21 protein-coding genes are annotated in these 23715 nt (G+C 57.6%); 6 read left to right on the top strand and 15 right to left on the bottom strand.

Annotation, left to right across the window (positions count from 1 at the left end):
- Nucleotides 1–13: 13 nt before the first annotated feature.
- The 8 genes from nuoH to ABLU95_RS06935 form a co-directional block, all read right to left on the bottom strand.
- On the bottom strand, nt 14–991 hold the full coding sequence (gene nuoH, locus ABLU95_RS06900) for an NADH-quinone oxidoreductase subunit NuoH (protein WP_023290510.1): 978 nt from the start codon (nt 989–991) through the stop codon (nt 14–16).
- Nucleotides 988–3714: an NADH-quinone oxidoreductase subunit NuoG gene (gene nuoG / locus ABLU95_RS06905; protein WP_087849539.1), complete on the bottom strand. Its 2727-nt coding sequence runs from the start codon at nt 3712–3714 to the stop codon at nt 988–990. The genes nuoH and nuoG overlap by 4 nt, the downstream gene beginning before the upstream one ends.
- Before the next feature lie 33 nt (nt 3715–3747).
- Nucleotides 3748–5085 (bottom strand): NADH-quinone oxidoreductase subunit NuoF, encoded by a 1338-nt coding sequence (nuoF, locus tag ABLU95_RS06910; protein WP_002913158.1) that lies wholly within the window; start codon nt 5083–5085, stop codon nt 3748–3750.
- Nucleotides 5082–5582: an NADH-quinone oxidoreductase subunit NuoE gene (gene nuoE, locus ABLU95_RS06915; RefSeq protein ID WP_002913160.1), complete on the bottom strand. Its 501-nt coding sequence runs from the start codon at nt 5580–5582 to the stop codon at nt 5082–5084. Before nuoE ends, nuoF begins: the two co-directional genes overlap by 4 nt.
- A gap of 2 nt (nt 5583–5584) precedes the next feature.
- Nucleotides 5585–7393, bottom strand: a complete 1809-nt coding sequence (gene nuoC / locus ABLU95_RS06920) for an NADH-quinone oxidoreductase subunit C/D (protein WP_004201746.1) — start codon at nt 7391–7393, stop codon at nt 5585–5587.
- An 87-nt stretch (nt 7394–7480) separates the two neighbouring features.
- On the bottom strand, nt 7481–8155 hold the full coding sequence (gene nuoB, locus ABLU95_RS06925; protein ID WP_002913178.1) for an NADH-quinone oxidoreductase subunit NuoB: 675 nt from the start codon (nt 8153–8155) through the stop codon (nt 7481–7483).
- A 15-nt stretch (nt 8156–8170) separates the two neighbouring features.
- Complete coding sequence (nuoA, locus tag ABLU95_RS06930) at nt 8171–8617, bottom strand: NADH-quinone oxidoreductase subunit NuoA (RefSeq protein ID WP_002913181.1); 447 nt, start codon at nt 8615–8617, stop codon at nt 8171–8173.
- A gap of 650 nt (nt 8618–9267) precedes the next feature.
- Nucleotides 9268–10194, bottom strand: a complete 927-nt coding sequence (locus tag ABLU95_RS06935) for a LysR family transcriptional regulator (RefSeq protein ID WP_032453594.1) — start codon at nt 10192–10194, stop codon at nt 9268–9270.
- An 877-nt stretch (nt 10195–11071) separates the two neighbouring features.
- Here ABLU95_RS06935 and alaA point away from each other — a divergent pair.
- Nucleotides 11072–12289: an alanine transaminase AlaA gene (gene alaA, locus ABLU95_RS06940; protein ID WP_004201748.1), complete on the top strand. Its 1218-nt coding sequence runs from the start codon at nt 11072–11074 to the stop codon at nt 12287–12289.
- Between the two features lie 81 nt (nt 12290–12370).
- Entirely contained in the window at nt 12371–12970 is a 600-nt protein-coding gene (gene yfbR, locus ABLU95_RS06945) for a 5'-deoxynucleotidase (RefSeq protein WP_002913188.1), read from the top strand.
- A gap of 45 nt (nt 12971–13015) precedes the next feature.
- Here the strand turns inward: yfbR and ABLU95_RS06950 are convergent, their stop codons facing one another.
- The 4 genes from ABLU95_RS06950 to yfbV form a co-directional block, all read right to left on the bottom strand.
- Entirely contained in the window at nt 13016–14848 is a 1833-nt protein-coding gene (locus ABLU95_RS06950) for an SLC13 family permease (protein ID WP_044524269.1), read from the bottom strand.
- Between the two features lie 76 nt (nt 14849–14924).
- On the bottom strand, nt 14925–15584 hold the full coding sequence (locus tag ABLU95_RS06955; protein WP_023290514.1) for a sugar phosphatase: 660 nt from the start codon (nt 15582–15584) through the stop codon (nt 14925–14927).
- 11 nt (nt 15585–15595) lie between these two features.
- Nucleotides 15596–16090, bottom strand: coding sequence for a YfbU family protein (locus ABLU95_RS06960; protein WP_023290515.1), 495 nt, complete (start codon nt 16088–16090; stop codon nt 15596–15598).
- 87 nt (nt 16091–16177) lie between these two features.
- Nucleotides 16178–16633: a terminus macrodomain insulation protein YfbV gene (gene yfbV, locus ABLU95_RS06965; RefSeq protein ID WP_002913194.1), complete on the bottom strand. Its 456-nt coding sequence runs from the start codon at nt 16631–16633 to the stop codon at nt 16178–16180.
- 338 nt (nt 16634–16971) lie between these two features.
- Here yfbV and ackA point away from each other — a divergent pair, with 338 nt between their 5' ends.
- A complete protein-coding gene (gene ackA / locus ABLU95_RS06970; RefSeq protein WP_086075475.1) occupies nt 16972–18174 on the top strand; it encodes an acetate kinase in 1203 nt (400 codons plus the stop codon).
- A gap of 199 nt (nt 18175–18373) precedes the next feature.
- Nucleotides 18374–20521, top strand: a complete 2148-nt coding sequence (pta, locus tag ABLU95_RS06975) for a phosphate acetyltransferase (protein ID WP_032453599.1) — start codon at nt 18374–18376, stop codon at nt 20519–20521.
- A gap of 90 nt (nt 20522–20611) precedes the next feature.
- On the opposite strand, the gene yfcD is transcribed toward pta, so the two are convergent.
- Genes yfcD through yfcF form a run of 3 tightly spaced genes read right to left on the bottom strand, consistent with a single transcriptional unit; the run spans nt 20612 to nt 22473 of the window.
- On the bottom strand, nt 20612–21163 hold the full coding sequence (gene yfcD / locus ABLU95_RS06980) for an NUDIX hydrolase YfcD (protein WP_002913197.1): 552 nt from the start codon (nt 21161–21163) through the stop codon (nt 20612–20614).
- A 57-nt stretch (nt 21164–21220) separates the two neighbouring features.
- Nucleotides 21221–21772 carry a phosphodiesterase gene (yfcE, locus tag ABLU95_RS06985; protein WP_023290517.1) on the bottom strand — a complete coding sequence of 184 codons (552 nt, stop codon included), beginning with the start codon at nt 21770–21772 and terminating at the stop codon, nt 21221–21223.
- 56 nt (nt 21773–21828) lie between these two features.
- A complete protein-coding gene (gene yfcF / locus ABLU95_RS06990; protein ID WP_048336248.1) occupies nt 21829–22473 on the bottom strand; it encodes a glutathione transferase in 645 nt (214 codons plus the stop codon).
- Between the two features lie 180 nt (nt 22474–22653).
- Here yfcF and yfcG point away from each other — a divergent pair, with 180 nt between their 5' ends.
- Nucleotides 22654–23283 carry a GSH-dependent disulfide bond oxidoreductase gene (yfcG, locus tag ABLU95_RS06995; protein WP_023290519.1) on the top strand — a complete coding sequence of 210 codons (630 nt, stop codon included), beginning with the start codon at nt 22654–22656 and terminating at the stop codon, nt 23281–23283.
- Nucleotides 23284–23348: 65 nt separating this feature from the next.
- The gene (gene folX / locus ABLU95_RS07000; RefSeq protein WP_002913200.1) at nt 23349–23711 is read left to right on the top strand and encodes a dihydroneopterin triphosphate 2'-epimerase; all 363 of its coding nucleotides are present in this window, start codon (nt 23349–23351) and stop codon (nt 23709–23711) included.
- Nucleotides 23712–23715: the final 4 nt, after the last annotated feature.

Consider the following 23715-nt stretch of genomic DNA (forward strand, 5'->3'; position numbering starts at 1 on the left):
TTCAATTCACCCCTTATTGCGCCTGCCAGAGAATGACAGCCGCCGTTACCAACAAGTTGACCAGCGTTAACGGCAGGCATACCTTCCAGCCAAAGGACATTACCTGGTCATAGCGCGGACGCGGTAATGATGCGCGGATCAAAATGAACATCATCATGAAGAACGCGGTTTTCAGCGCGAACCAGATGAAAGGAGGTAACCACGGGCCATTCCAGCCGCCGAAGAACAGCGTGACGATCAGCGCTGAAACGGTGACGATACCGATGTATTCACCGACGAAGAACAGACCGAACTTCATGCCGGAATATTCAATGTGGTAACCATCGGCCAGCTCCTGCTCCGCTTCCGGCTGGTCGAACGGGTGACGGTGACACACCGCCACGCCGGCGATGGCGAACGTCACGAAGCCGAAGAACTGCGGAATAACGTTCCACAGATGCGCCTGGTTGTTGACGATATCGGTCATGTTGAATGACCCCGCCTGCGCCACCACGCCCATCAGGGAGAGGCCGAGGAACACTTCGTAGCTCAGGGTCTGCGCGGAAGCACGCATCGCCCCCAGCAGGGAGTATTTGTTGTTGCTCGACCAACCGGCGAACAGCACCGCGTATACCGCCAGGCCTGCCATCATCAGGAAGAACAGGATCCCGATGTTCAGATCGGCCACCACCCACGTCGGGCTGACCGGCACAATGGCGAAGGCCAGCAGCAGCGAAGTAAAGGCGATCACCGGCGCCAGAGTAAAGATCACACGATCCGAGAAGCGCGGAACCCAGTCCTCTTTAAAGAACATTTTGATCATGTCGGCGACCAGCTGCAGCGAACCGCCCCAGCCCACCCGGTTTGGCCCGTAGCGGTTCTGGAACAGACCGAGCAGACGACGCTCGCCGAAGCTCATGAACGCGCCGCAGGTGACCACCACCAGCAGAATGACCACGGCCTTCAGGATGCTTAACAGAATGTCGATAAGATCCGGCGTTAACCAGCTCATGCTTTCGCCTCCTGCAGTGAATCAATACGCGATCCGGTCAGTACCGGCGCAATGCCCGGCATGCCCATCGGTAAGCCAACCTGTCCTGCGGTCAGACCTTCAGAGATAACCAGCGGCAGACGCAGGGTCTGGCCTTCCACGCTAAAGGAGAGCATCGCCCCGGCGTTGACGCCAAGCTTCGCGGCATCCGCCGGGTTCAGCTTGATGTACGGCTCAGGCATCCGGCTCTGGAACACCGGCGCGCGCTGTGACAGCTCATCGCTGCCAAACAGGTGGTAGTACGGCGCGATACGCCATTTCCCGTCTTCCGCCTGGAAGCTGGCCGGCACCGCCGCGAAGTATTCCAGCCCGCTGGCGGACGCTTCAAACAGACGGACGCCCGGATCGCCGTGGCGCAGTTTCCCGCCCACTTCATCCTGGAACTTGTTCCATGCCTGCGGGGAGTTCCAGCCCGGGGCCCAGGCGAACGGGATCTGCGAACGCGGGGCGGACGGCTGGTTGTTCCCTTCCATGGAGAAGGCGAACATGGTGTCTTTATCCTGCGGCTGACGCGGTTCGTGGACGCTGATGTTGGCGCGCATCGCTGTGCGGCCGCTGTAGCGGTGCGGTTCACGCGCCAGCTTCTGACCGCGAATGCGGAAGGTCGCATCCGGCGCGGCGTCTTTAATGCCCGCCAGCTGCGGCAGGGCGGCAATCGCGGCATCGATGACGTGGTCCAGCTGCGTCCAGTCAACCTGACGGTTGTTAACGGTGCTGTGCAGGGAATGCAGCCAGCGCCAGCTTTCCAGCATGACGGTTTTCGCGTCGTAGTAGGCCGGGTCGTAGACCTGGAAGAAGCGCTGAGCGCGGCCTTCGTTGTTGACCACGGTACCGTCGCTTTCCGCAAAGCTTGCCGCGGAGAGCACCAGGTGCGCTTTGTCCATAATCGCCGTGCGCTGATGGTCAACCACCATCACCAGCGGCGCTTTGGAGAGCGCTGCGTCGACGCGGGCGGCGGAAGCATGACGGTGAAGGTCGTTTTCCAGCACGATAACCGCGTCTGCGGCGCCGCTTTCCAGTTCGTCCAGCGCCTCTTCAAGCGAGCCGCCGCCGATCATACCCAGACCGACGCTGTTCACCGCGCGGGCAACCATCGTCACGCCGACGTCGGCGCCGCGGCCTTTCAGGGCTTTCGCCACGTTAGCGGCGGCCTGGATGATCTCCATGCTGCCGGCGTTGGTTCCGGAAATAATCAGTGGTTTTTTCGCCCCGGCCAGCGCCTGGACGATGACATCGACTTTCCCCTGCAGTTCGCGGCTCAGGCCGTCAACCGCCGGCGCGCTGTCGTCCAGCGCATGGGCGATGGCGAAGCCGAGACGCGCCTGATCTTCCACCGGCGCGCGGTAGGTCCACGCGGCGATGTCATCCAGGCGGGTGTCATCGATGTTGGTGACGAATAGCGGGTGTTTGGCACGCTGGCCGATGTTGAGGATCGCCGCAATCTGCCAGTCGGCCACTTTCTGCGCCGCCGCCATTTCGCGTGCTTTCCCTTTCACCGCCTGACGCACCGCCAGCGCGACGCGCGCGCCGGTCTGGGTAATGTCTTCGCCCAGCACCAGTACCGCGTCGTAGGATTCGATATCGCGCAGGCTTGGGGTGTGGATCCCACCTTCGCGCAGCACTTTCAGCATCATCTGCAGGCGCGCTTGTTCGCCTTTGGCGATGCCGGTATAGAAGTTGTCGGCGCCCACCAGTTCGCGCAGCGCGAAGTTGCTTTCAATGCTGGCGCGCGGGGAGCCGATGCCGATCACTTTCTTCGACTGGCGCAGAATATCCGCCGCGCCCTGCATCGCCTGCTCGGCGTTGAGGGTAATCAGATCGTCGCCGCGGCGCTGAACCGGCTGACGCGGACGGTCTTTCAGGTTCACGTAGCCATAGCCGAAACGACCGCGGTCGCAGAGGAAGTAGCGGTTAACGGTCCCGTTATAACGGTTTTCGATACGACGCAGTTCGCCATAGCGTTCGCCCGGACTGATGTTACAGCCGATGGAACACTGCTGGCAGATGCTCGGCGCAAACTGCATGTCCCATTTACGGTTATAGCGCTCGGAGTGGGTTTTATCGGTGAAGACGCCGGTCGGGCAGACTTCCACCAGGTTGCCGGAGAATTCACTCTCCAGGGTGCCATCTTCCGGGCGGCCGAAGTAGACGTTGTCGTGGGCGCCATAGACGCCCAGATCGGTGCCGTCGGCATAATCTTTGTAGTAGCGCACGCAGCGGTAGCAGGCGATGCAGCGGTTCATTTCGTGAGAAATAAACGGCCCCAGATCCTGATTGCGGTGGGTACGCTTGGTAAAACGATAGCGGCGGAAGCTATGGCCGGTCATCACCGTCATATCCTGCAGGTGGCAGTTGCCGCCCTCTTCGCAGACCGGGCAGTCGTGCGGGTGGTTGGTCATCAGCCACTCCACCACGCTTTCGCGGAACTGCTTCGCTTCGCCATCGTCGATAGAAATAAAGGTGCCGTCGGATGCCGGAGTCATACAGGACATCACCAGGCGACCACGCGTGTCTTCCGCGTTCTGATATTGCTTCACCGCACACTGGCGGCAAGCACCGACGCTCCCTAGCGCCGGGTGCCAGCAAAAGTAGGGAATATCAAGCCCAAGAGAGAGACAAGCCTCCAGCAGGTTGTCCGCTCCGTTGACCTCGTATTCTTTGCCGTCTACATGAATCGTAGCCATTAGCGTGCTTCCAAAAATAAAAAAACCTTTAGATTACCAGCGCGTCTTAAGCAGGTTCGGCTGAATCCCGTTGATTGCATGGGTATTGCTGAACTGCTGCTTAATGCCAGCCTCGAATTCTTCGCGGAAATATTTAATCGCGCTCTGCAGCGGCTCAACCGCGCCCGGCGCGTGCGCGCAGAAGGTTTTACCCGGGCCCAGGAATCGACACAGTTGCTCAAGGGTTTCGATATCGCCAGGCTGGCCTTCGCCGCGCTCCAGGGCGCGCAGGATCTTCACGCTCCACGGCAGCCCATCGCGGCACGGCGTACACCAGCCGCAGGACTCGCGGGCGAAGAACTCTTCGAGGTTGCGCACCAGCGAGACCATGTTGATCTCGTGGTCAACGGCCATCGCCAGCGAGGTGCCCAGACGGCTGCCCGCTTTACCAATGCTTTCGAACTCCATCGGCAGATCGAGGTGCGCTTCGGTGAGGAAGTCGGTCCCTGCCCCACCCGGCTGCCAGGCTTTAAACTTCAGGCCATCGCGCATGCCGCCGGCGTAATCTTCCAGGATCTCGCGGGCAGTGGTGCCGAACGGCAGCTCCCAGACGCCCGGGTTCTTCACGCGGCCGGAGAAGCCCATCAGCTTGGTGCCGGCATCTTTACTGGTGGAGATGTTCTGGTACCACTCAACGCCGTTGGCCAAAATCGCCGGCACGTTGCACAGGGTTTCCACGTTGTTGACGCAGGTCGGCTTACCCCACACGCCGGAGCTCGCCGGGAACGGCGGCTTGGAGCGCGGGTTAGCGCGGCGACCTTCCAGGGAGTTAATCAGCGCCGTCTCTTCGCCGCAGATATAGCGCCCTGCCCCGGTGTGGACAAACAGCTCGAAGTCAAAACCGGTGCCGAGGATGTTTTTCCCCAGCAGGCCCGCCTCGGTGGCTTCGGCAATCGCGCGGCGCAGATGCTGGGCCGCTTCGATATACTCTCCGCGCAGGAAGATGTAGCCGCGGTAGGCCTTCAGCGCAAACGCGGAGATCAGCATGCCTTCCACCAGCAGGTGCGGCAGCTGCTCCATCAGCAGGCGGTCTTTATAGGTGCCCGGCTCCATTTCATCGGCGTTACACAGCAGGTAACGGATGTTCATGGATTCGTCTTTCGGCATCAGGCTCCACTTCAGACCGGTGGAGAAGCCCGCGCCGCCGCGCCCTTTCAGGCCAGCGTCTTTTACCGCCGTGACGATCTCGTCCGGCGCCATGCCGGTCAGCGCTTTTCGCGCCCCTTCATAGCCATTTTTGCTGCGATACTCGTCCAGCCAGACCGGCTGCTTGTCGTCGCGCAGGCGCCAGGTGAGCGGATGCGTTTCCGCAGTACGAATTACGGTTTTCATTTGTACTGCTCCAGCAGGTCAGGAATTGCCTCCGGCGTCAGATGGCTGTGAGTGTCCTCATCAATCATCATGGTCGGTCCCTTGTCGCAGTTGCCCAGGCAGCAGGTCGGCAGCAGGGTAAAGCGGCCATCAAAGGTGGTCTGCCCTGGCTTGATGTTCAGCTTCTTCTCGATGGCGGCCTGAATTCCCTGATAGCCGGTAATGTGGCACACCACGCTGTCGCAGTAGCGGATCACGTGACGGCCAACCGGCTGGCGGAAAATCTGGCTGTAGAACGTCGCCACGCCTTCGACGTCGCTGGCCGGGATGCCCAGCACATCGGCAATGGCGTAGATCGCGCCATCCGGCACCCAGCCGCGCTGTTTCTGAACGATTTTCAGCGCTTCGATGGACGCCGCACGCGGGTCTTCGTAGTGGTGCTTCTCGTGCTCAATAGCCTCACGCTCTGCCGCACTCAGCTCAAAAGCCTCGGTTTGTGGTTGTTGATTCTCGTGCATAATTAGCGGTCCACGTCTGACATAACAAAATCGATACTACCCAGATAGACGATCAGGTCGGATACCAGGCTGCCGCGGATCGCCGACGGGATCTGCTGCAGGTGCGCAAAGCTCGGCGTGCGGACGCGGGTACGGTAGCTCATGGTGCTGCCGTCGCTGGTCAGGTAGTAACTGTTAATCCCCTTGGTCGCCTCAATCATCTGGAAGGATTCGTTGGCCGGCATGACCGGGCCCCACGATACCTGCAGGAAGTGGGTGATCAGGGTTTCGATATGCTGCAGCGTGCGCTCTTTCGGCGGCGGCGTTGTCAGCGGGTGATCCGCTTTGAACGGCCCTTCCGGCATATTGTCGAGGCACTGCTGAAGAATGCGCAGGCTCTGGCGCAGCTCTTCGACTTTCAGCATCACGCGGGTGTAGCAGTCAGAGACGCCGCCCCCGGTCGGGACTTCGAAGTCGAAGTTTTCATAGCCAGAATAAGGACGCCATTTACGCACGTCGAAGCCGATACCGGTGGCGCGCAGGCCTGCGCCGGTGGTGCCCCACTCCAGCGCCTCTTTAGCGGTATAGGCTGCCACGCCGACGGAACGGCCCTTCAGAATGGTGTTGCGCAGGGCGGCTTTTTCATAGGAGTCCAGACGCTTCGGCATCCACTCGAGGAACTCACGCAGCAGACGATCCCAGCCGCGCGGCAGATCGTGCGCGACGCCGCCGATGCGGAACCACGCCGGGTGCATACGGAAACCGGTGATCGCTTCCACCAGATCGTAGATTTTCTGCCGATCGGTAAAGGCGAAGAAGACCGGGGTCATCGCGCCGACGTCCTGAATAAAGGTAGAGATATACAGCAGGTGGCTGTTGATGCGGAACAGTTCGGAGAGCATTACGCGGATCACGTTGACGCGATCCGGCACGGTGATCCCGGCCAGTTTTTCCACGGCCAGCACGTACGGCATCTCGTTGACGCAGCCGCCAAGGTATTCGATACGGTCGGTGTACGGGATGTAGCTGTGCCAGGACTGGCGCTCGCCCATCTTCTCGGCGCCGCGGTGGTGGTAACCGATGTCCGGCACGCAGTCGACGATCTCTTCGCCATCCAGCTGCAGAATAATGCGGAACGCACCGTGCGCGGAGGGGTGGTTCGGACCGAGGTTGAGGAACATGAAGTCCTCGTTGTCGGTGCCGCGCTTCATGCCCCACTCTTCCGGTTTGAAAGTCAGCGCTTCCATCTCCAGATCCTGCTTGGCTTTGGTCAGCTCAAACGGATCGAATTCGGTGGCGCGCGCCGGGTAGTCTTTACGCAGCGGGTGACCTTCCCAGGTCGGCGGCATCATGATGCGACGCAGATTCGGGTGGCCATCGAAGGTAATACCAAACATTTCCCAGGTTTCACGCTCATACCAGTTGGCGTTGGGGAACAGTTTGGTGAAGGTCGGCAGATGCAGATCGTTTTCAGACAGCGCCACCTTGAGCATGATGTCGCGGTTGCGGTCGATGGAAATCAGGTGATAGAAAACGGAAAAATCCGCGGCGGGCAGGCCATCGCGGTGCGTGCGCAGACGTTCGTCCATGCCGTGCAGGTCAAACAGCATCACGTAAGGCTTCGGCAATTTCTTCAGGAAATCACCCACCTCAAGCAGCTGCTCGCGCTTGACCCATACCACCGGTACGCCGGTACGGGTTGGCTGAACAGTAAAGGCATCCGGCCCAAAGCGGTTGCGCAGTTCGCCGATCACCGGGTCATCAAGGTGATCGCGGGTTTGCCAGGCTGGTGCGGCGTCATGCGCGGTTAAATCGGTCATATTGTTCACCATTGCAAAAGGTCCGTGGTGACTGCCGGGCGAGACTTCGCGCTGTTGTAGATTGATTTGCGAAGTGGTTCTCCCGCCCGCAGGCGCAAATTAAATCTCGTCCGGCGTCCGCAGATTGGTCACTGCAATACGTTCGCCGCGTTTACGCTCGCGTTCCGACTGCATATTGGCGCGATAGACGCCCTGATCGCCAACCACCCATGAGAGCGGACGACGTTCTTTACCAATGGACTCCTGCAGCAGCATCAGCGCCTGCATATAGGCCTCCGGACGCGGCGGGCAGCCCGGGATGTACACATCGACCGGAATGAATTTATCCACGCCCTGGACGACGGAATAGATGTCGTACATGCCGCCGGAGTTCGCGCAGGCGCCCATGGAGATCACCCACTTCGGCTCCAGCATCTGATCATAGAGACGCTGAATAACCGGCGCCATTTTGGTGAAGCAGGTTCCGGCGACCACCATCAGGTCCGCCTGACGCGGAGAGGCGCGCAGAACTTCGGCCCCAAAGCGCGCAACGTCATGCACCGCAGTGAATGACGTCACCATTTCCACATAACAGCAAGAAAGGCCGAAGTTATACGGCCAAATTGAGTTCTTACGGCCCCAGTTCACCATGTCATGCAGCGCGTGTTCGAGTTTCCCCATATACACGCTTTTGTTGACTTCCTGCTCCAGGGGGTCGGTAACGATCTCCTGTTTCTGCAGGGGGTAACGGTCGTTCTCACCGTTAGGATCTATGCGGGTGAGCGTATAATCCATCTTATTGCCTCGCTTTTACTGCATATGACGGTTAGTGGGACTGTCTGTTTCCGGGTTAACCAGCGTGCGACGGGAACGCGCAGGCGTCCAGTCCAGTGCGCCGATGCGAACGAGATAAACCAGACCAGCCAGTAGCACTAAAATGAAAATTGCGGCTTCCACAAAGCCGACCCAGCCGCTCTCGCGGATGGAGGTCGACCATGCGTAGAGATACAGGGCTTCCACGTCGAAGATCACGAAGAACATGGCAACCAGATAAAACTTCGCAGAAAGACGTAAGCGGGCCGAACCAACGGAGTCGATCCCCGATTCAAACGGCGTGTTTTTGCTACGCGCGCGCGCGCGACCGCCAAGGTACCAGCCGCCGACGAGCATCAGGCAGCACAGACCGATAGCGATGATGAGAAATATAGCGAATGCCCAGTGATGAGCGATGACTTCAGTGGATGTTGACATACGCATTGCTTAACCAAAAAAGTGTAGCGCCAAAACCCTCTGCTCTTACTGGCAGATGAACGCCACAGCGTTTCACGGGAGGAATAAAAAATAACCGTGCAAAAAAGCGTCCCTGGAAGATGTGAGAAGCCCAGATGCCGTGGCTTTTTACCCCTTTCTTTAACCTTTTGTCAACTTTAACAAAAGTTTTCATAACATTAATTTACATTGGAATCTTTTCATTAACATTAAATGCCCTTTTATGCGAAATAACCTTGCATACTGTTCGGTTTTAGTGTTGTTGAATCGTGTCCGTTTCCGTCGTAAATCAAAAATCCCTGCTATTTTGACAGGATTTAGCCTCGATTCCTCCCCCCAAAGAGGGGTATTTTCTTGATCTGCGACACGGTTTTGTTAATTACCTCAGGAAATCGGCAACAATCCATCCGGTTTTTTAACATTAGCAGGAAGTGTTGAAAGTGCAGGAAAAAGTCGGCAAGCTGAGCGCCCGGTCACGCCAATATGCTGATTTTTCTGCAAAGAAATAAAAAAAAGATTCAAAACATCAATAAGAGTGCAAAAAAAAGAGCCACCAGACGAGAAACCCACCCCTGAGGCTCTTTTTGGACACTTACATTCTGTTACCAGTTTTTGTGATCTTTGTTAGCAAAATAACCTCACAAAATGAAGGTGCTTCCTCCCTCTTCCGGAGTAAGTGCCGGCCCCGCGCGCCAGGGATCGCTCTCCTGGCTCAGGGACTGAAAAATCGCCTGCGGTAGTTCGCTCACCGTCTGCGGATTGCAGCTGACGACGTAGCGGGTATCCGGCAGGACCGGCAGGCCATCGCTAATGCCGGCCACGCGCAAATCCGGGCTCATCATTTCGACCGGACGCGCGGTGACCCCCAGCCCGGCTTTCACTGCCGCTTTCACCCCGGAGAGCGACGAGGCGCCGTGGGCCAGATGCCAGGAGACGCGGGCAGCCTCCAGCGCGGCGATGATGTCCTCACGGAACGGGCCAGGCTCTTCGAGCAGGATCAGGGGGATCGATTCCCCTTTCGCCAGCACGTAGTCCGCCGCACAGTACCAGAGGGTAGGCGACGTTCTCAGCGTGAAAGCGGTAAAACCGGGAAGCTGATGGGTGGTTAATGCCAGATCGACCTCTCCCCCGCTCAGCATCGCCATGATGACGGCGTGGGGATGGACTTTAATCTCCAGCGTCATTCTGGGATAGAAGCAGCCGATGCGGTTTAACAGAAACGGCAGGATAGTATCAGCGGTTTCTTCCGACGCGCCGATGGTCAGTCCCCCCTGCAGACTGCCATACATCAGCGACATGCAGGCTTCATCGTTAAAGCGCAGGATTTTGCGGGCATAGCCCAGCAGCTGGATGCCCTGCTCGGTCAGCAGTTTATTGCGTCCGTGACGAGCGAAAAGCTCCTTGCCAACCAGCTGCTCCAGGCGTTGCATTTGCTGGCTGACCGCGGACTGGGTACGGCACACTGCGGCGGCGGCGGCGGCGAAGGTGTTCAAATCAGCGACGGCTACAAAGGTGCGCAGCAGATCGAGATCGAGGTTGAGTATCGGACGTGTTGTATTAATCATCTTTCTTCACTTACAGGTGGCTAACGCTGACCTGCCTTGTTGATGCTTTACGCCAGGTTTCCGGCTATTCCCTGAGCCTTGTGCTCACCGTCAGATGGCGGATAAACAACTGGACGAACGTTATTACATGCCAAAGTACTCATCTGAGCAAATGCGCAGAACACCGGAGTAATATATTGTTCGTATTCCTCATTATTATTAATTACCACGGCCAGCAAGGCGTCATACGTCGCCCCGGGAAATCGCACAGTGGTGGTGAGAAAGCCTCTCTTTCGCCGGACGTCTTTTTTGGCGAAAAACGAACAATAAAATTCTGTAATAACAATATATTAGATACCAATTCAGCCGTAAATCATACCGACTACCACTGATATTAACGGCGATATTCTAACCGATTCCCATCCTTTTTATAAGCCTTAATAAGGATTAACTGAGTTAATTTTAAATTTTTTTCAACATTTTATATAAATTAACAAACCTCAGATTATTACCTGTCAAAAATAATAATAATGCGCTTGCGCACAGTTTTTTATTAAAATTACTTAACATCAAGATTACAAATCAACCGCTATTACATTAAGGATAGCGTTTTTTTGCGGCCATCCATTCTTCAGCCCCTCCGTTTACCCGACAAACAAACCAGATAAATGATGGTAAAAAAGGCACTACCTCAACATAGACGACCGAAAAAATGCCATGAAAAGGCATAAACCACAGGAAAAATCAGCAAGCCGCAGATAAATCAATTACGCTTAAAATCCTGCGTTAGCAAAATCTTCTCCTGCAAAGCCTTCAAAACAGCGGGGAGGCGGAGTACATTGTTCCGTGCTGACTTCCACGGCAGGGAGTGGCGATAACAGCTAAAAGGTCAAGATTCATGTCCCCCATCGAAAAATCCAGCAAGTTAGAGAACGTCTGTTATGACATCCGCGGCCCGGTTCTGAAAGAAGCGAAACGTCTTGAAGAAGAAGGCAATAAGGTTCTGAAACTGAACATCGGCAACCCGGCGCCCTTCGGCTTCGAAGCCCCTGACGAGATCCTCGTCGACGTCATCCGCAATCTGCCTACCGCCCAGGGTTACTGCGATTCGAAAGGATTGTACTCGGCGCGTAAAGCCATCATGCAGCATTACCAGGCGCGGGGAATGCGCGATGTCACCGTGGAAGATATTTACATCGGCAACGGCGTGTCCGAACTGATTGTCCAGGCGATGCAGGCGCTGTTAAACAGCGGCGATGAGATGCTGGTTCCCGCCCCGGACTACCCGCTGTGGACGGCGGCGGTGTCCCTTTCCAGCGGTAAAGCGGTGCACTATCTGTGTGACGAATCCTCTGACTGGTTCCCGGATCTTGACGATATCCGCGCTAAAATTACGCCTCGCACCCGCGGGATCGTGATCATCAACCCCAACAACCCCACCGGCGCGGTTTATTCCAAAGAGCTGCTGCAGGAGATCGTGGAGATCGCCCGCCAGCACAACCTGATTATTTTCGCCGATGAGATCTACGACAAGATCCTCTACGATGAAGCCCAGCATCACTCGATCGCCGCTCTGGCGCCCGATCTGCTGACGGTGACCTTCAACGGACTGTCGAAAACTTACCGCGTCGCCGGCTTCCGTCAGGGCTGGATGGTGCTGAATGGCCCGAAAAAACATGCGAAAGGCTATATCGAAGGACTGGAAATGCTGGCGTCGATGCGTCTGTGCGCCAACGTGCCGGCCCAGCATGCTATCCAGACGGCGCTGGGCGGCTACCAGAGTATCAGCGAATTCATCATTCCCGGCGGGCGTCTGTATGAACAACGCAACCGCGCCTGGGAGTTGATCAACGATATTCCGGGCGTCTCCTGCATGAAGCCAAAAGGCGCGCTGTACATGTTCCCGAAAATCGACGCCAAACGCTTCAATATTCACGATGACCAGAAAATGGTGCTCGATTTCCTGCTGCAGGAGAAAGTGCTGCTGGTGCAGGGTACTGCCTTTAACTGGCCGTGGCCGGATCACGTACGCATTGTGACCCTGCCTCGCGAAGACGACCTGGAGATGGCGATCTCCCGCTTCGGCCGCTTCCTCTCCGGCTACCATCAGCTGTAATCGTGCCGCCGCCGGCATTTGCATCCGGCGGCGATCCCTGCGCACAATGGAACCCGATGTTGTCACTGATTAAGGGTTCCTATGAGTCAGAGTCATTTCTTTGCCCACCTCTCCCGTCTGAAACTGATTAACCGCTGGCCGCTAATGCGCAACGTGCGCACTGAAAATGTCTCCGAGCACAGCCTGCAGGTGGCGATGGTCGCCCACGCGCTGGCGGCGATCAAAAACCGCAAATTCGGCGGCCAGGTCAACGCCGAGCGTATCGCCTTGTTAGCGATGTACCATGACGCCTCGGAGGTCTTAACTGGCGATCTCCCTACTCCGGTGAAATATTTCAATTCGCAGATTGCCCAGGAATATAAGGCGATTGAGAAAATCGCCCAGCAGAAGCTGGTGGATATGGTGCCTGACGAGCTGCGCGATATTTTCGAACCGCTGATTGACGAGCATCACTACAGTGAGGAAGAGCAGTCGATCGTCAAACAGGCTGACGCCCTCTGCGCCTACCTGAAATGCCTCGAAGAGCTGTCGGCGGGCAACAACGAATTTCTGCTGGCCAAAGGCCGTCTGGAAAAAACGCTGGCGTCGCGGCGCAGCGCGGAGATGGATTACTTTATGCAGGTGTTTGTCCCGAGCTTCCAGCTGTCGCTGGATGAAATCAGCCAGGATTCGCCGCTGTAATTTTTCAGGCCGGGCAGCGGTCGCCCCCTACCCGGCCTGCATACCTTAAAACGGGAAGAGCACCGGGATCAGCAGGACGCAGACCACCATTACCAGCACGGTAAAGGGCACGCCAATCTTTACAAAGTCGCTGAAGGAATACTTACCCGGGCCAAGCACCAGGGTGTTGACCGGCGAGGAGACCGGGGTCATAAACGCCGCCGAAGCCGCCATCGCCACCACCATGGCAAAGGGATAGGGCGACACGCCCATCGACTTCGCCGCCGCTAAGGCAATAGGCGCCATCAGCACTGCGGTGGCCGTGTTAGAGATAAACAGGCCTATCGCCGCGCACATCACAAACAGGCAGCCGAGCATCAGATAAGGCCCCTCGCCTCCGGCAACGTCCATCAGTCCCTTGACCACCAGATCCACCCCACCGGTTTTCTGCAAGGCCAGGGCAAACGGCATCATCCCGACAATCAGAATAATGCTCGGCCAGTGGATCGCCTTGTAGGCGCTTTCGGCGTTGATGCAGCGGAATTTGCCCATCAGCAGACAGGCGATGATCGCGGCGATGGGGTTGGGGATTTCATCCGTCAGCATCAGGGCCACCATCAGCACCAGACAGAAAATCGCGTGCGGAGCCTGGCTGTGGGCCGGCGAAGCGTCATCGACCTCAACCGGCATATTGAGCACCACGAAATCCCGACCGCGCTTCGCCAGCAGGGCAATTTGCCGCCAGTTGCCGACCACCAGCAGGATATCGCCGAGCTGCAGCGGCTCATCGACCACGGAACCATCCATCGCTTTGCCATCGCGCTTCATGCCGACGATATTGAGACCAAACCGGGTGCGGAAGGCTATCTCACGCACCGTTTTGCCTATCATCTCTGAATCCGGGATCAGCGCCACCTCCGCCATCCCCACATCCAGCGCCTGATCGGCAAAATACTCGCCGCGCAGCACCATCGGCTCGAGCATTTGCTCGCCGCAGAACTGGCGCAGGTCGACATCGGAGGCGGACATATCGATCAGCAGGACGTCGCGGGCGCGAAATTCCGATACCCCGTTGACGTTAACAATCACCCGACGGAACCGCCGCCAGCGCTCAACGCCGATAACGTTGGCACAGTAGCGCTCACGCAGCTTTAAATCATCCAGCCGCTGACCGATCATCGGCGAACCGGGTCGGATCGCCAGTCGGCGGGCGCGGCCGGTGAGGTGATATTCGCGAATCAAATCGCGGAAGGTGCTTCTTTTTCGTCCATCGCGCGCGGATTCGCCATTATCCGTCTTCAGCATAAAGCGCACCGCCAGCATATAGACGATGCCCAGGATCAGCACCACCAGGCCAATCGGCGTGACGCTGAAAAAACTGAAGCCGTGCAGCCCTTCGCGCAGCAGTTCGCTGTTGACCACCAGGTTGGGCGGCGTCGCCACCAGGGTCATCATCCCGCTGATAAGCCCGGCGAAGCTCAGCGGCATCATCAGCCGCGAGGGGGAGGTATTCATCCGCGCCGAGACGCTAAGGACCACCGGAATGAAAATGGCGACCACGCCGGTGGAGCTCATAAACGCGCCCAGCCCGGCGACGGTGAGCATCAGGTAGATCAGCATTTTGGTTTCGCTGTTGCCTGCTACGCTCACCAGCCAGGCGCCCATCTTGGTGGCTACCCCGGTACGCACGAGGCCGTCGCCGATAATAAACAGGGCGGCAATCAGGATCACATTAGGATCGCTGAACCCGGAAAAAGCTTCGGTCAGCGTCAGCGTGCCGCTGAGGACAAAGGCGACAATGACCATCAGGGCGATAGCATCCATGCGCACCTTGCCGGTAGCAAACAGCACAACCGCGATGGCCAGGAGGGATAAAACCCAAATCAATTCACCGTTCACAACGTTTCCTTGTCACAAGTGGGAGTCGACATAGTGGCATAAAAAAGCCCCGACGACGCGGGGCGAAATCATGGGTTTACGCTTTAAGACGCACATTCACCACGCCGTCGGCCTGGCGTTCAACCAGCAGATCTTCCAGGCTGCTCAGCACGAGGTCGGCTTCATCCAGACGGGGGGCATCGGCAGGCACCTTGACCGCGATGGTGCGACAGCCTGCCGTCAGCCCGGAGAGCAGCCCCGCCGGCGCATCTTCCACCACCGCGCACTCCCCGGCAGGCAGCCCCAACCGCTCGGCGCCCAGCAGATAGGCGTCCGGCGCCGGCTTGCCGTGCTTCACTTGCTCTGCGGTGACAAACACCTCCGGCATCGGCAGGCCCGCCGCGCGGTGACGCGCGTGCGCAACCGGAATCGAGCCGGAGGTGACAATCGCCCACGGGATCCCAGCCTCATTGAGCGAATTCAGCAGGGCTAACGCCCCCGGCAGGGCAACGATGCCTTCGATATCAGTGGCTTCCATCTGCTCGAGATAACGGAATTCGGCCTGGATATCCTCCTCGCTGCGACCCGGCATAAAATGGCGAATGGAGGTAATGGCCTGCTTGCCGTGAATAAAACTGAGAATTTCATCATGGTCGATGGCGAAACGATCCCCCCACTTGCACCATGAACGCTCCACCACCGGCAAGGAATCCACCAGCGTCCCGTCTAAATCGAACAGGAAACCTTTACACTGCACGGGCACCTCCCTCAGGCATTGATGATTTGGTTAATTTCGTTACTGCTCAGATGATACTGGCGCGGGCAGGCGTGCCAGACGCTCAGCATCCGCTGATATTTCTCCCACATCGGGGTCTGCGAGTTAAAGCCATGGGTGCCGGCGTCAAAGTGGCTGTAACGGCCTTCAACATTGACCATAAAGCGCACGTAGCCGAGAAAACGCGCTTCGGTGGCGGCATCAAAGCCGAGGAAGGTGACCCGACGCTCGTCGATACCCTCCGCGTCTTTCAGGTTGGTCCAGGAGACGTGTAGCGCGTGGTACATCTCCATGATGTCGATAACGGTACGGCAGGTTTCTTCCGTCAACTGGCCGAACTCGCGGTCCAGTTCACGCATCTGCAGCCCATACCCACGCTCAATGATGGTTTGCAGACGACGGTAGCGCTCCGCATTGTCCGGGTCGAGCATCGTCATCATTTTGTACTGATTGGATAAAATCAGACGCTGCGCATTGGTCATTTCCATGTTGTGACTCCTGTAGCACGGTAGGGCGTGAAATAAAGAAGGCGCATAAATCATGCGCCTTCTTTTATATGCGTTTTCCGTAGTGAATTACAAATCATCAAGGAAAGTTTTATCGAGTTGTTTGAAGGCGCGCTTAAGCGTGTCAGCCAGCGCCTGATAATCGGGCTTGCCTTCGACAGGCGCCAGCGCCTGCCCCGCCTCCTGCAGTTTGCCGCGTACTTCGTAGAACCAGTTAAGAATGGAAGGCGGCAGCGGCGTCACTGAACGTTTACCCAACCACCATAACCCCTGCATCGGCAGGCTCAATGCAAACAGCGCGGTGGCCACGGCGGGACCCAGCTGGCCGCCCAGCGCTATCTGCCAGCAAAGGGTGAAAATGGCGATCGGCGGCATGATGCGGATGGCGTAGCGGGTGGCACGAATGATACGGTTTTCAATAAATACCGGCGCGAGGCGCTTGTCGAGAGGCCAGGTCTTGGCGTAGTGCTGCCCGCGGTTGAACAAGCTAAAGAAGCTAACGGGGCGTTTCTCAGGGGTCGACATGGCTTTACCTCAACTTTACATATAAAACTTAAAAAATTCGTGCAAAACACCAACTATGCATGACATCGTTCAAAAGATTTTGGCAAAGGATGCCGCAATCAGGTATCCTGTGCCCGCCTGAAAGGGCGGATAGACTCTTTTGCCAGGCTAGTCAAATTATCGCATATTCTGCCATTGGCTGAAAATTATGCAAAATGGCATAAAATCAAATGTACTTATCTCATCGTGCCTGAAAACAGAACAAGGCATGATGTTAATCATAAATGTCGAGGTCATCCTGCGCTACGCTAATGACACACTGACGTTTTTTTAGCCACGTATCATAAAAAGGTACTTCCATGTCGAGTAAGTTAGTACTGGTTCTGAACTGCGGTAGCTCCTCTCTGAAATTTGCTATCCTTGACGCCGTGAACGGCGACGAATACCTGTCCGGTTTAGCGGAATGCTTCCACCTGCCGGAAGCCCGTATCAAATGGAAAATTGACGGCGGCAAACATGAAGCCGAATTAGGCGCGGGCGCCGCGCACAGCGAAGCACTGAACTTTATCGTTAACACTATTCTGGCACAAAAACCAGAACTGTCTGCTCAGCTGACCGCAATCGGCCACCGTATCGTCCACGGCGGCGAAAAATACACCAGCTCCGTAGTCATCGACGAGTCCGTGATTCAGGGCATTAAAGACGCCGCGTCCTTCGCCCCGCTGCACAACCCGGCACACCTGATCGGCATTGCTGAAGCGCTGAAATCCTTCCCGCACCTGAAAGACAAAAACGTGGCAGTATTCGATACGGCGTTCCACCAGACCATGCCGGAAGAATCCTATCTCTACGCCCTGCCGTACAGCCTGTACAAAGAGCACGGCGTTCGTCGTTACGGCGCGCACGGCACCAGCCACTTCTACGTGACTCAGGAAGCCGCTAAGATCCTGAACAAGCCGGTTGAAGAGCTGAACATCATCACCTGCCACCTCGGCAACGGTGGTTCGGTTTCCGCTATTCGTAACGGCAAGTGCGTTGACACCTCCATGGGTCTGACCCCGCTGGAAGGCCTGGTGATGGGTACCCGCTCCGGCGATATCGATCCGGCCATCATCTTCCATCTGCACGACACCCTGGGCATGAGCGTTGACGCCATCAACAAAATGCTGACCAAAGAGTCCGGCCTGCTGGGCCTGACCGAAGTCACCAGCGACTGCCGCTATGTGGAAGACAACTACCAGGAAAAAGCCGACGCTAAACGCGCGATGGACGTCTACTGCCACCGCCTGGCGAAATACATCGGCTCCTACACCGCGCTGATGGACGGCCGTCTCGACGCCGTGATCTTCACCGGTGGCATCGGTGAAAACGCCGCGATGGTGCGTGAGCTGTCGCTGGGCAAACTGGGCGTACTGGGCTTTGAAGTTGACCATGAGCGTAACCTGGCTGCCCGCTTCGGCAAGTCTGGCTTCATCAACAAAGAAGGCACCCGTCCTGCCGTGGTTATCCCGACCAACGAAGAGCTGGTCATCGCGCAAGACGCCAGCCGTCTGACCGCATAATTCCACACCGCCAGCCCTGACCCGCAATACTTCGAGCTGCAGGAAGGCGGCGACACAGCAGATCCCCGGCGCGTACAGCGCGTACGCGACCGGGGTGAGCAAGTAGAGCCAACGCACGTGCAACGTGGAGTATGACGGGTCGCTGGTGGTGCTGTTTTGTATCCCGCCTGATACTGGCGGTAACGAAAGAGGATATACCGTGTCCCGTACTATCATGTTAATTCCTACCGGTACCAGCGTAGGCCTGACCAGCGTCAGCCTCGGTGTGATCCGCGCTATGGAACGCAAAGGCGTTCGTCTGAGCGTCTTTAAACCTATCGCCCAGCCGCGCTCCGGCGGCGATGCCCCGGACCAGACCACCACCATCGTTCGCGCCAGCTCCTCCACCACCACCGCTGCTGAACCGCTGAAGATGAACCACGTTGAGTCTCTGCTCTCCAGCAATCAGAAAGATGTGCTGATGGAAGAGATCATCGCCAACTACCACGCGAACACTCAGGACGCGGAAGTGGTACTGGTGGAAGGCCTGGTGCCGACCCGTAAGCATCAGTTCGCCCAGGCGCTGAACTTTGAAATCGCCAAAACCCTGAACGCGGAAATCGTCTTCGTGATGTCGCAGGGCACCGATACGCCAGAACAGCTGAACGAGCGTATTGAACTGACCCGCAACAGCTTTGGCGGCGCGAAAAATACCAGCATCACCGGCGTTATCATCAACAAACTGAATGCGCCGGTCGACGAGCAGGGCCGTACCCGTCCTGACCTGTCAGAAATCTTCGACGACTCATCCAAAGCGAAAGTCGTGAAGATCGACCCGGCTCAGCTGCAAAACGGCAGCGCGCTGCCGGTGCTGGGCGCCGTACCGTGGAGCTTCGATCTGATCGCCACCCGCGCGATCGACATGGCCCATCACCTGAATGCGACCATCATCAACGAAGGCGACATCAACACCCGCCGCGTCAAATCCGTGACCTTCTGCGCGCGCAGCATCCCGCACATGCTGGAGCACTTCCGCGCGGGCTCGCTGCTGGTCACCTCCGCAGATCGTCCTGACGTGCTGGTTGCCGCCTGCCTGGCAGCGATGAACGGCGTGGAAATCGGCGCCATCCTGCTGACCGGCGGCTATGAAATGGACGCGCGCATCAGCAAGCTGTGCGAACGCGCCTTCGCCACCGGCCTGCCGGTATTCATGGTCAACACCAACACCTGGCAGACCTCCCTGAGCCTGCAGAGCTTCAACCTCGAAGTACCGGTTGACGATCACGAGCGCATTGAGAAAGTTCAGGAATACGTCGCCAACTACATCAACGCCGACTGGATCGAATCGCTGACCGCGACCTCCGAGCGCAGCCGTCGTCTCTCCCCGCCAGCCTTCCGCTACCAGCTGACCGAGCTGGCGCGCAAAGCCGGCAAACGCGTGGTTCTGCCGGAAGGCGACGAGCCGCGTACCGTGAAAGCCGCCGCTATCTGCGCCGAACGCGGGATCGCCACCTGTGTGCTGCTGGGTAACCCGGATGAGATCAACCGCGTTGCGGCAGCGCAGGGCGTTGAGCTGGGCGCCGGTATCGAAATCGTCGACCCGGAAGTGGTACGCGAAAGCTACGTGGCTCGCCTGGTCGAACTGCGTAAGAGCAAGGGCATGACCGAAGCGGTCGCCCGCGAGCAGCTGGAAGATAACGTGGTTCTCGGCACCCTGATGCTGGAACAAGACGAAGTCGACGGCCTGGTGTCCGGCGCGGTACACACCACCGCCAACACCATTCGTCCGCCGCTGCAGCTGATCAAAACCGCACCGGGCAGCTCGCTGGTCTCTTCGGTGTTCTTCATGCTGCTGCCGGAACAGGTTTACGTTTACGGCGACTGCGCGATCAACCCGGATCCGACCGCAGAGCAGCTGGCGGAAATCGCGATTCAGTCCGCTGACTCCGCGATTGCCTTCGGCATCGAACCGCGCGTGGCGATGCTCTCCTACTCCACCGGTACTTCCGGCGCGGGTAGCGATGTAGAAAAAGTCCGCGAAGCGACCCGTCTGGCGCAGGAAAAACGTCCTGACCTGATGATCGACGGTCCGCTGCAGTATGACGCCGCGGTGATGGCTGACGTCGCGAAATCCAAAGCGCCGAACTCGCCGGTAGCTGGCCGCGCGACCGTGTTCATCTTCCCGGATCTGAACACCGGTAACACCACTTACAAAGCGGTACAGCGCTCTGCCGACCTGATCTCCATCGGGCCGATGCTGCAGGGTATGCGCAAGCCGGTCAACGATCTGTCTCGTGGCGCGCTGGTAGACGATATCGTCTACACCATCGCACTGACCGCGATCCAGTCAGCTCAGCAGCAGAAGTAATCGCTCGCTGAGAGAAAAACAAAAGGCAGCCAGATGGCTGCCTTTTTTTGTCAGGAGGCGAACAGCGTTTGCTGCCACGCGTTCGCGCGATTATTCGCGCTCGCTCTCTTCCGCGTCATCATACTCGTTACCGGCGTTGCGGGTCATCCACAGCGCCAGCGCTTTCAGGGAGTCGGGCGTGAACTCATCGCAGCGGGCGGTGATCTCTTCCGGCGTTAACCAGCACACCTCGCTTACCTCTTCTTCCTGCAGGGCAAACGGCCCGTGGGAAACGCAGCTGAACAGGCTTCCCCAGACGCGGCAGAATTTATCTTCGTAGTAGAACTGGCCGTGATCGGCAAACGGCACCCCGGCGATGCCTAACTCCTCTTCCGCCTCGCGGCGGGCCGACTCCAGCAATTGCTCATCAGCCTGCACGACGCCGCCGGCGGTGGCATCCAGCATGCCCGGATGAAAGTCTTTTGTCTCGGTGCGTCGCTGCACCAGAATTTTCCCCATTCCGTCGTGAACGACGATATAGGTCGCCCGGTGGCGCAGGCACTGCGCGCGCATCTGCTCGCGGCTGGACTGTGCTATCACCTCATTGTTTTCATTAACAATATCGACCCATTCTGTGCTTGCCAAATGATTCTGTTCCGCCATCAGGAAACCTTACTTTAAAAGCGCTCTTGCGGCGCGTCTTTATGATTGAGGGCTAAATTACGGGTAAATTGCGACCTCTGCAATAACCTGATTATCATTGAGTGCTAAAACCTGCAGACGCCCCTCATCCAGTAGCCCATAGCTGGCGGAATATCCCCCTTTCGGGATACTCACTGAGCCTGGATTAAACAGAGAGATCGCCCCGCGTTTTTCAGCAACCGGAATATGAGTATGGCCATACGCCAGGACATCGCCAGCGGCAAGTGGCGGCAAATTGTCCGGGCTATACAGATGACCGTGGGTCAGAAACAGGCGATAGCCTTCGCCAAGCACCTGCTGCCAGGGTGCGGTCATGGGAAAACGAAGCAGCATTTGATCCACTTCGCTGTCGCAGTTACCGCGGACGGCAATGATGCGCTCCGCCACGCTGTTCAGCCGCTCGGCCACCTCCGCCGGCGCATAGCCCTCCGGCAACGCGTTGCGCGGTCCGTGATTAAGCACATCGCCGAGGATGATCAGCCACCTGGCGCCACTTTGCGCGAACCGTTCAAGCACGCGTTCCGTGGCGGGCAGCGAACCATGAATATCGGAGGCAAACATCAGCTTCATAGGTTCCATCTCCACTGGTTACGATGCCTCTATGATAGCGGAAGCGCAGCGGGTTATCAGCCTCCGCGTTTGGCGGAAAGCGCCACATAACGCTGGATTGAGGCCCGCTGCCACTGGAACGCCGCATAATCCGCCAGCGCCTCCGGCACCTCATCGCCATTGAGAACCAGACGATTGAGCATCAGCGCCAGGTCGGCGTCGGCAATAGACCATTCGCCGAATAAATTTTGCCCGCCGTGGGCCAGCAGTGTGGTCGCGGTGGCAAACAGTTTTTCCGCCGACCGCTTGCCTGCCTCGCTGAGCGCCGGCATTTTCACTCCACCAAACACCACGGCGGTGGATCGCTCTTCACGAATGGGCACCAGATCGCTGCGCAGCCAGGCCTGGATCTGCCGGGCGCGGGCCCGCTTTTGCAGATCGTGTGGATAAAGGCGCTCCCACTCAGGCGGCGCGAAACGCTCATCCAGATATTCGGTAATCGCCGAAGACTCGCTCAGCGCGAAATCGTCAACCTCCAGCAGCGGTACGCGACGGGTGGCGGTATAGCCCGTCCAGCCGGCCTGCAGATGTTCGCCGCGGTTCAGGTCGATGGTTTTAAGGCTAAAAGGCAGGCTCTTTTCCTGCAGCGCGACATAGACAGACATCACGTACGGTGAGAAAAAATCGGCATCGGACCACAGGGTAATCACAGGCTGGCTCATAGCTTCCTCAGGGTTGGTAGACAGGGCAATAAACCAACATAGCCTGTCTTATAGGCGATGTCACTGCTCGCCCGCTGCGTGGCTGGCGACAGACCGACGCGCCGCTCGCGGATTTTCTCCCGGGTCGCGCAGCTTCACCTATACTCGATCAGTTTGCGACCCACGACGGCGGGAAATATTATGATCGATCTCTACTATGCGCCCACCCCAAACGGCCACAAAATCACCCTCTTTCTCGAAGAGGCGCAGCTGGCCTATCGGCTAATTCGGGTCGATATCGGTAAAGGGGAGCAGTTTCATCCGCAGTTTCTGGCGATTTCGCCGAATAACAAAATTCCGGCTATCGTCGACCACATGCCTGCCGACGGCGGCGCGCCGTTGAGCGTCTTCGAGTCCGGCGCCATTCTGCTCTATCTGGCGGAAAAAAGCGGCAAGCTGCTGAGCGGCGAGCTGCGGGCGCGCTATACCACCCTGCAGTGGCTGTTCTGGCAGGTCGGCGGCCTGGGACCGATGCTGGGGCAAAATCAGCATTTTTCCCACTCAGCGCCGCAAACCGTGCCCTACGCGATTGAGCGTTTTCAGGTGGAAACCCAGCGACTCTACGGGGTACTGAATCACCGCCTGGGATCCAGCCCGTGGCTGGGCGGGGACCACTACAGCATCGCCGACATCGCCGCCTGGCCCTGGGTGAACTGCCATGTCCGCCAGCGGATCGATCTGGCGAACTATCCGGCGGTGCATAACTGGTATGAGCGCATTAAGCAGCGGCCGGCGACAGTGGAAGCGATGCTAAAAATTCAGTCTTATTAACCCCCTGCTCGCCCGTCGCGCTTTGTTGTATGATTGCAGGACTTACACCACGGAGGAAGCCTGCAATGTCTCAACCAGACGCCATTATTCGTATTAAGAACCTGCGCCTGCGTACTTTTATTGGTATTAAAGAGGAAGAGATCGCCAACCGCCAGGACGTGGTGGTGAATGTGGCCATTCACTACCCTGCCGATAAAGCGCGCGACAGCGAGGACATTAATGATGCGTTGAACTACCGCACCATTACCAAACGCATCATCAGCCATCTTGAGAATGGTCGTTTTTCGCTGCTGGAAAAATTAACTCAGGATGTGCTGAATATCGCATGCGAACATCACTGGGTCACATATGCTGAAGTGGAGATCGATAAACTTCACGCGCTGCGCTATGCCGACTCGGTATCCATGACCATGAGCTGGCGGCGCTAACCAT

The sequence above is a fragment of the Klebsiella sp. GG_Kp146 genome (genome assembly GCF_040061975.1).
GTDB lineage: Bacteria > Pseudomonadota > Gammaproteobacteria > Enterobacterales > Enterobacteriaceae > Klebsiella > Klebsiella quasipneumoniae.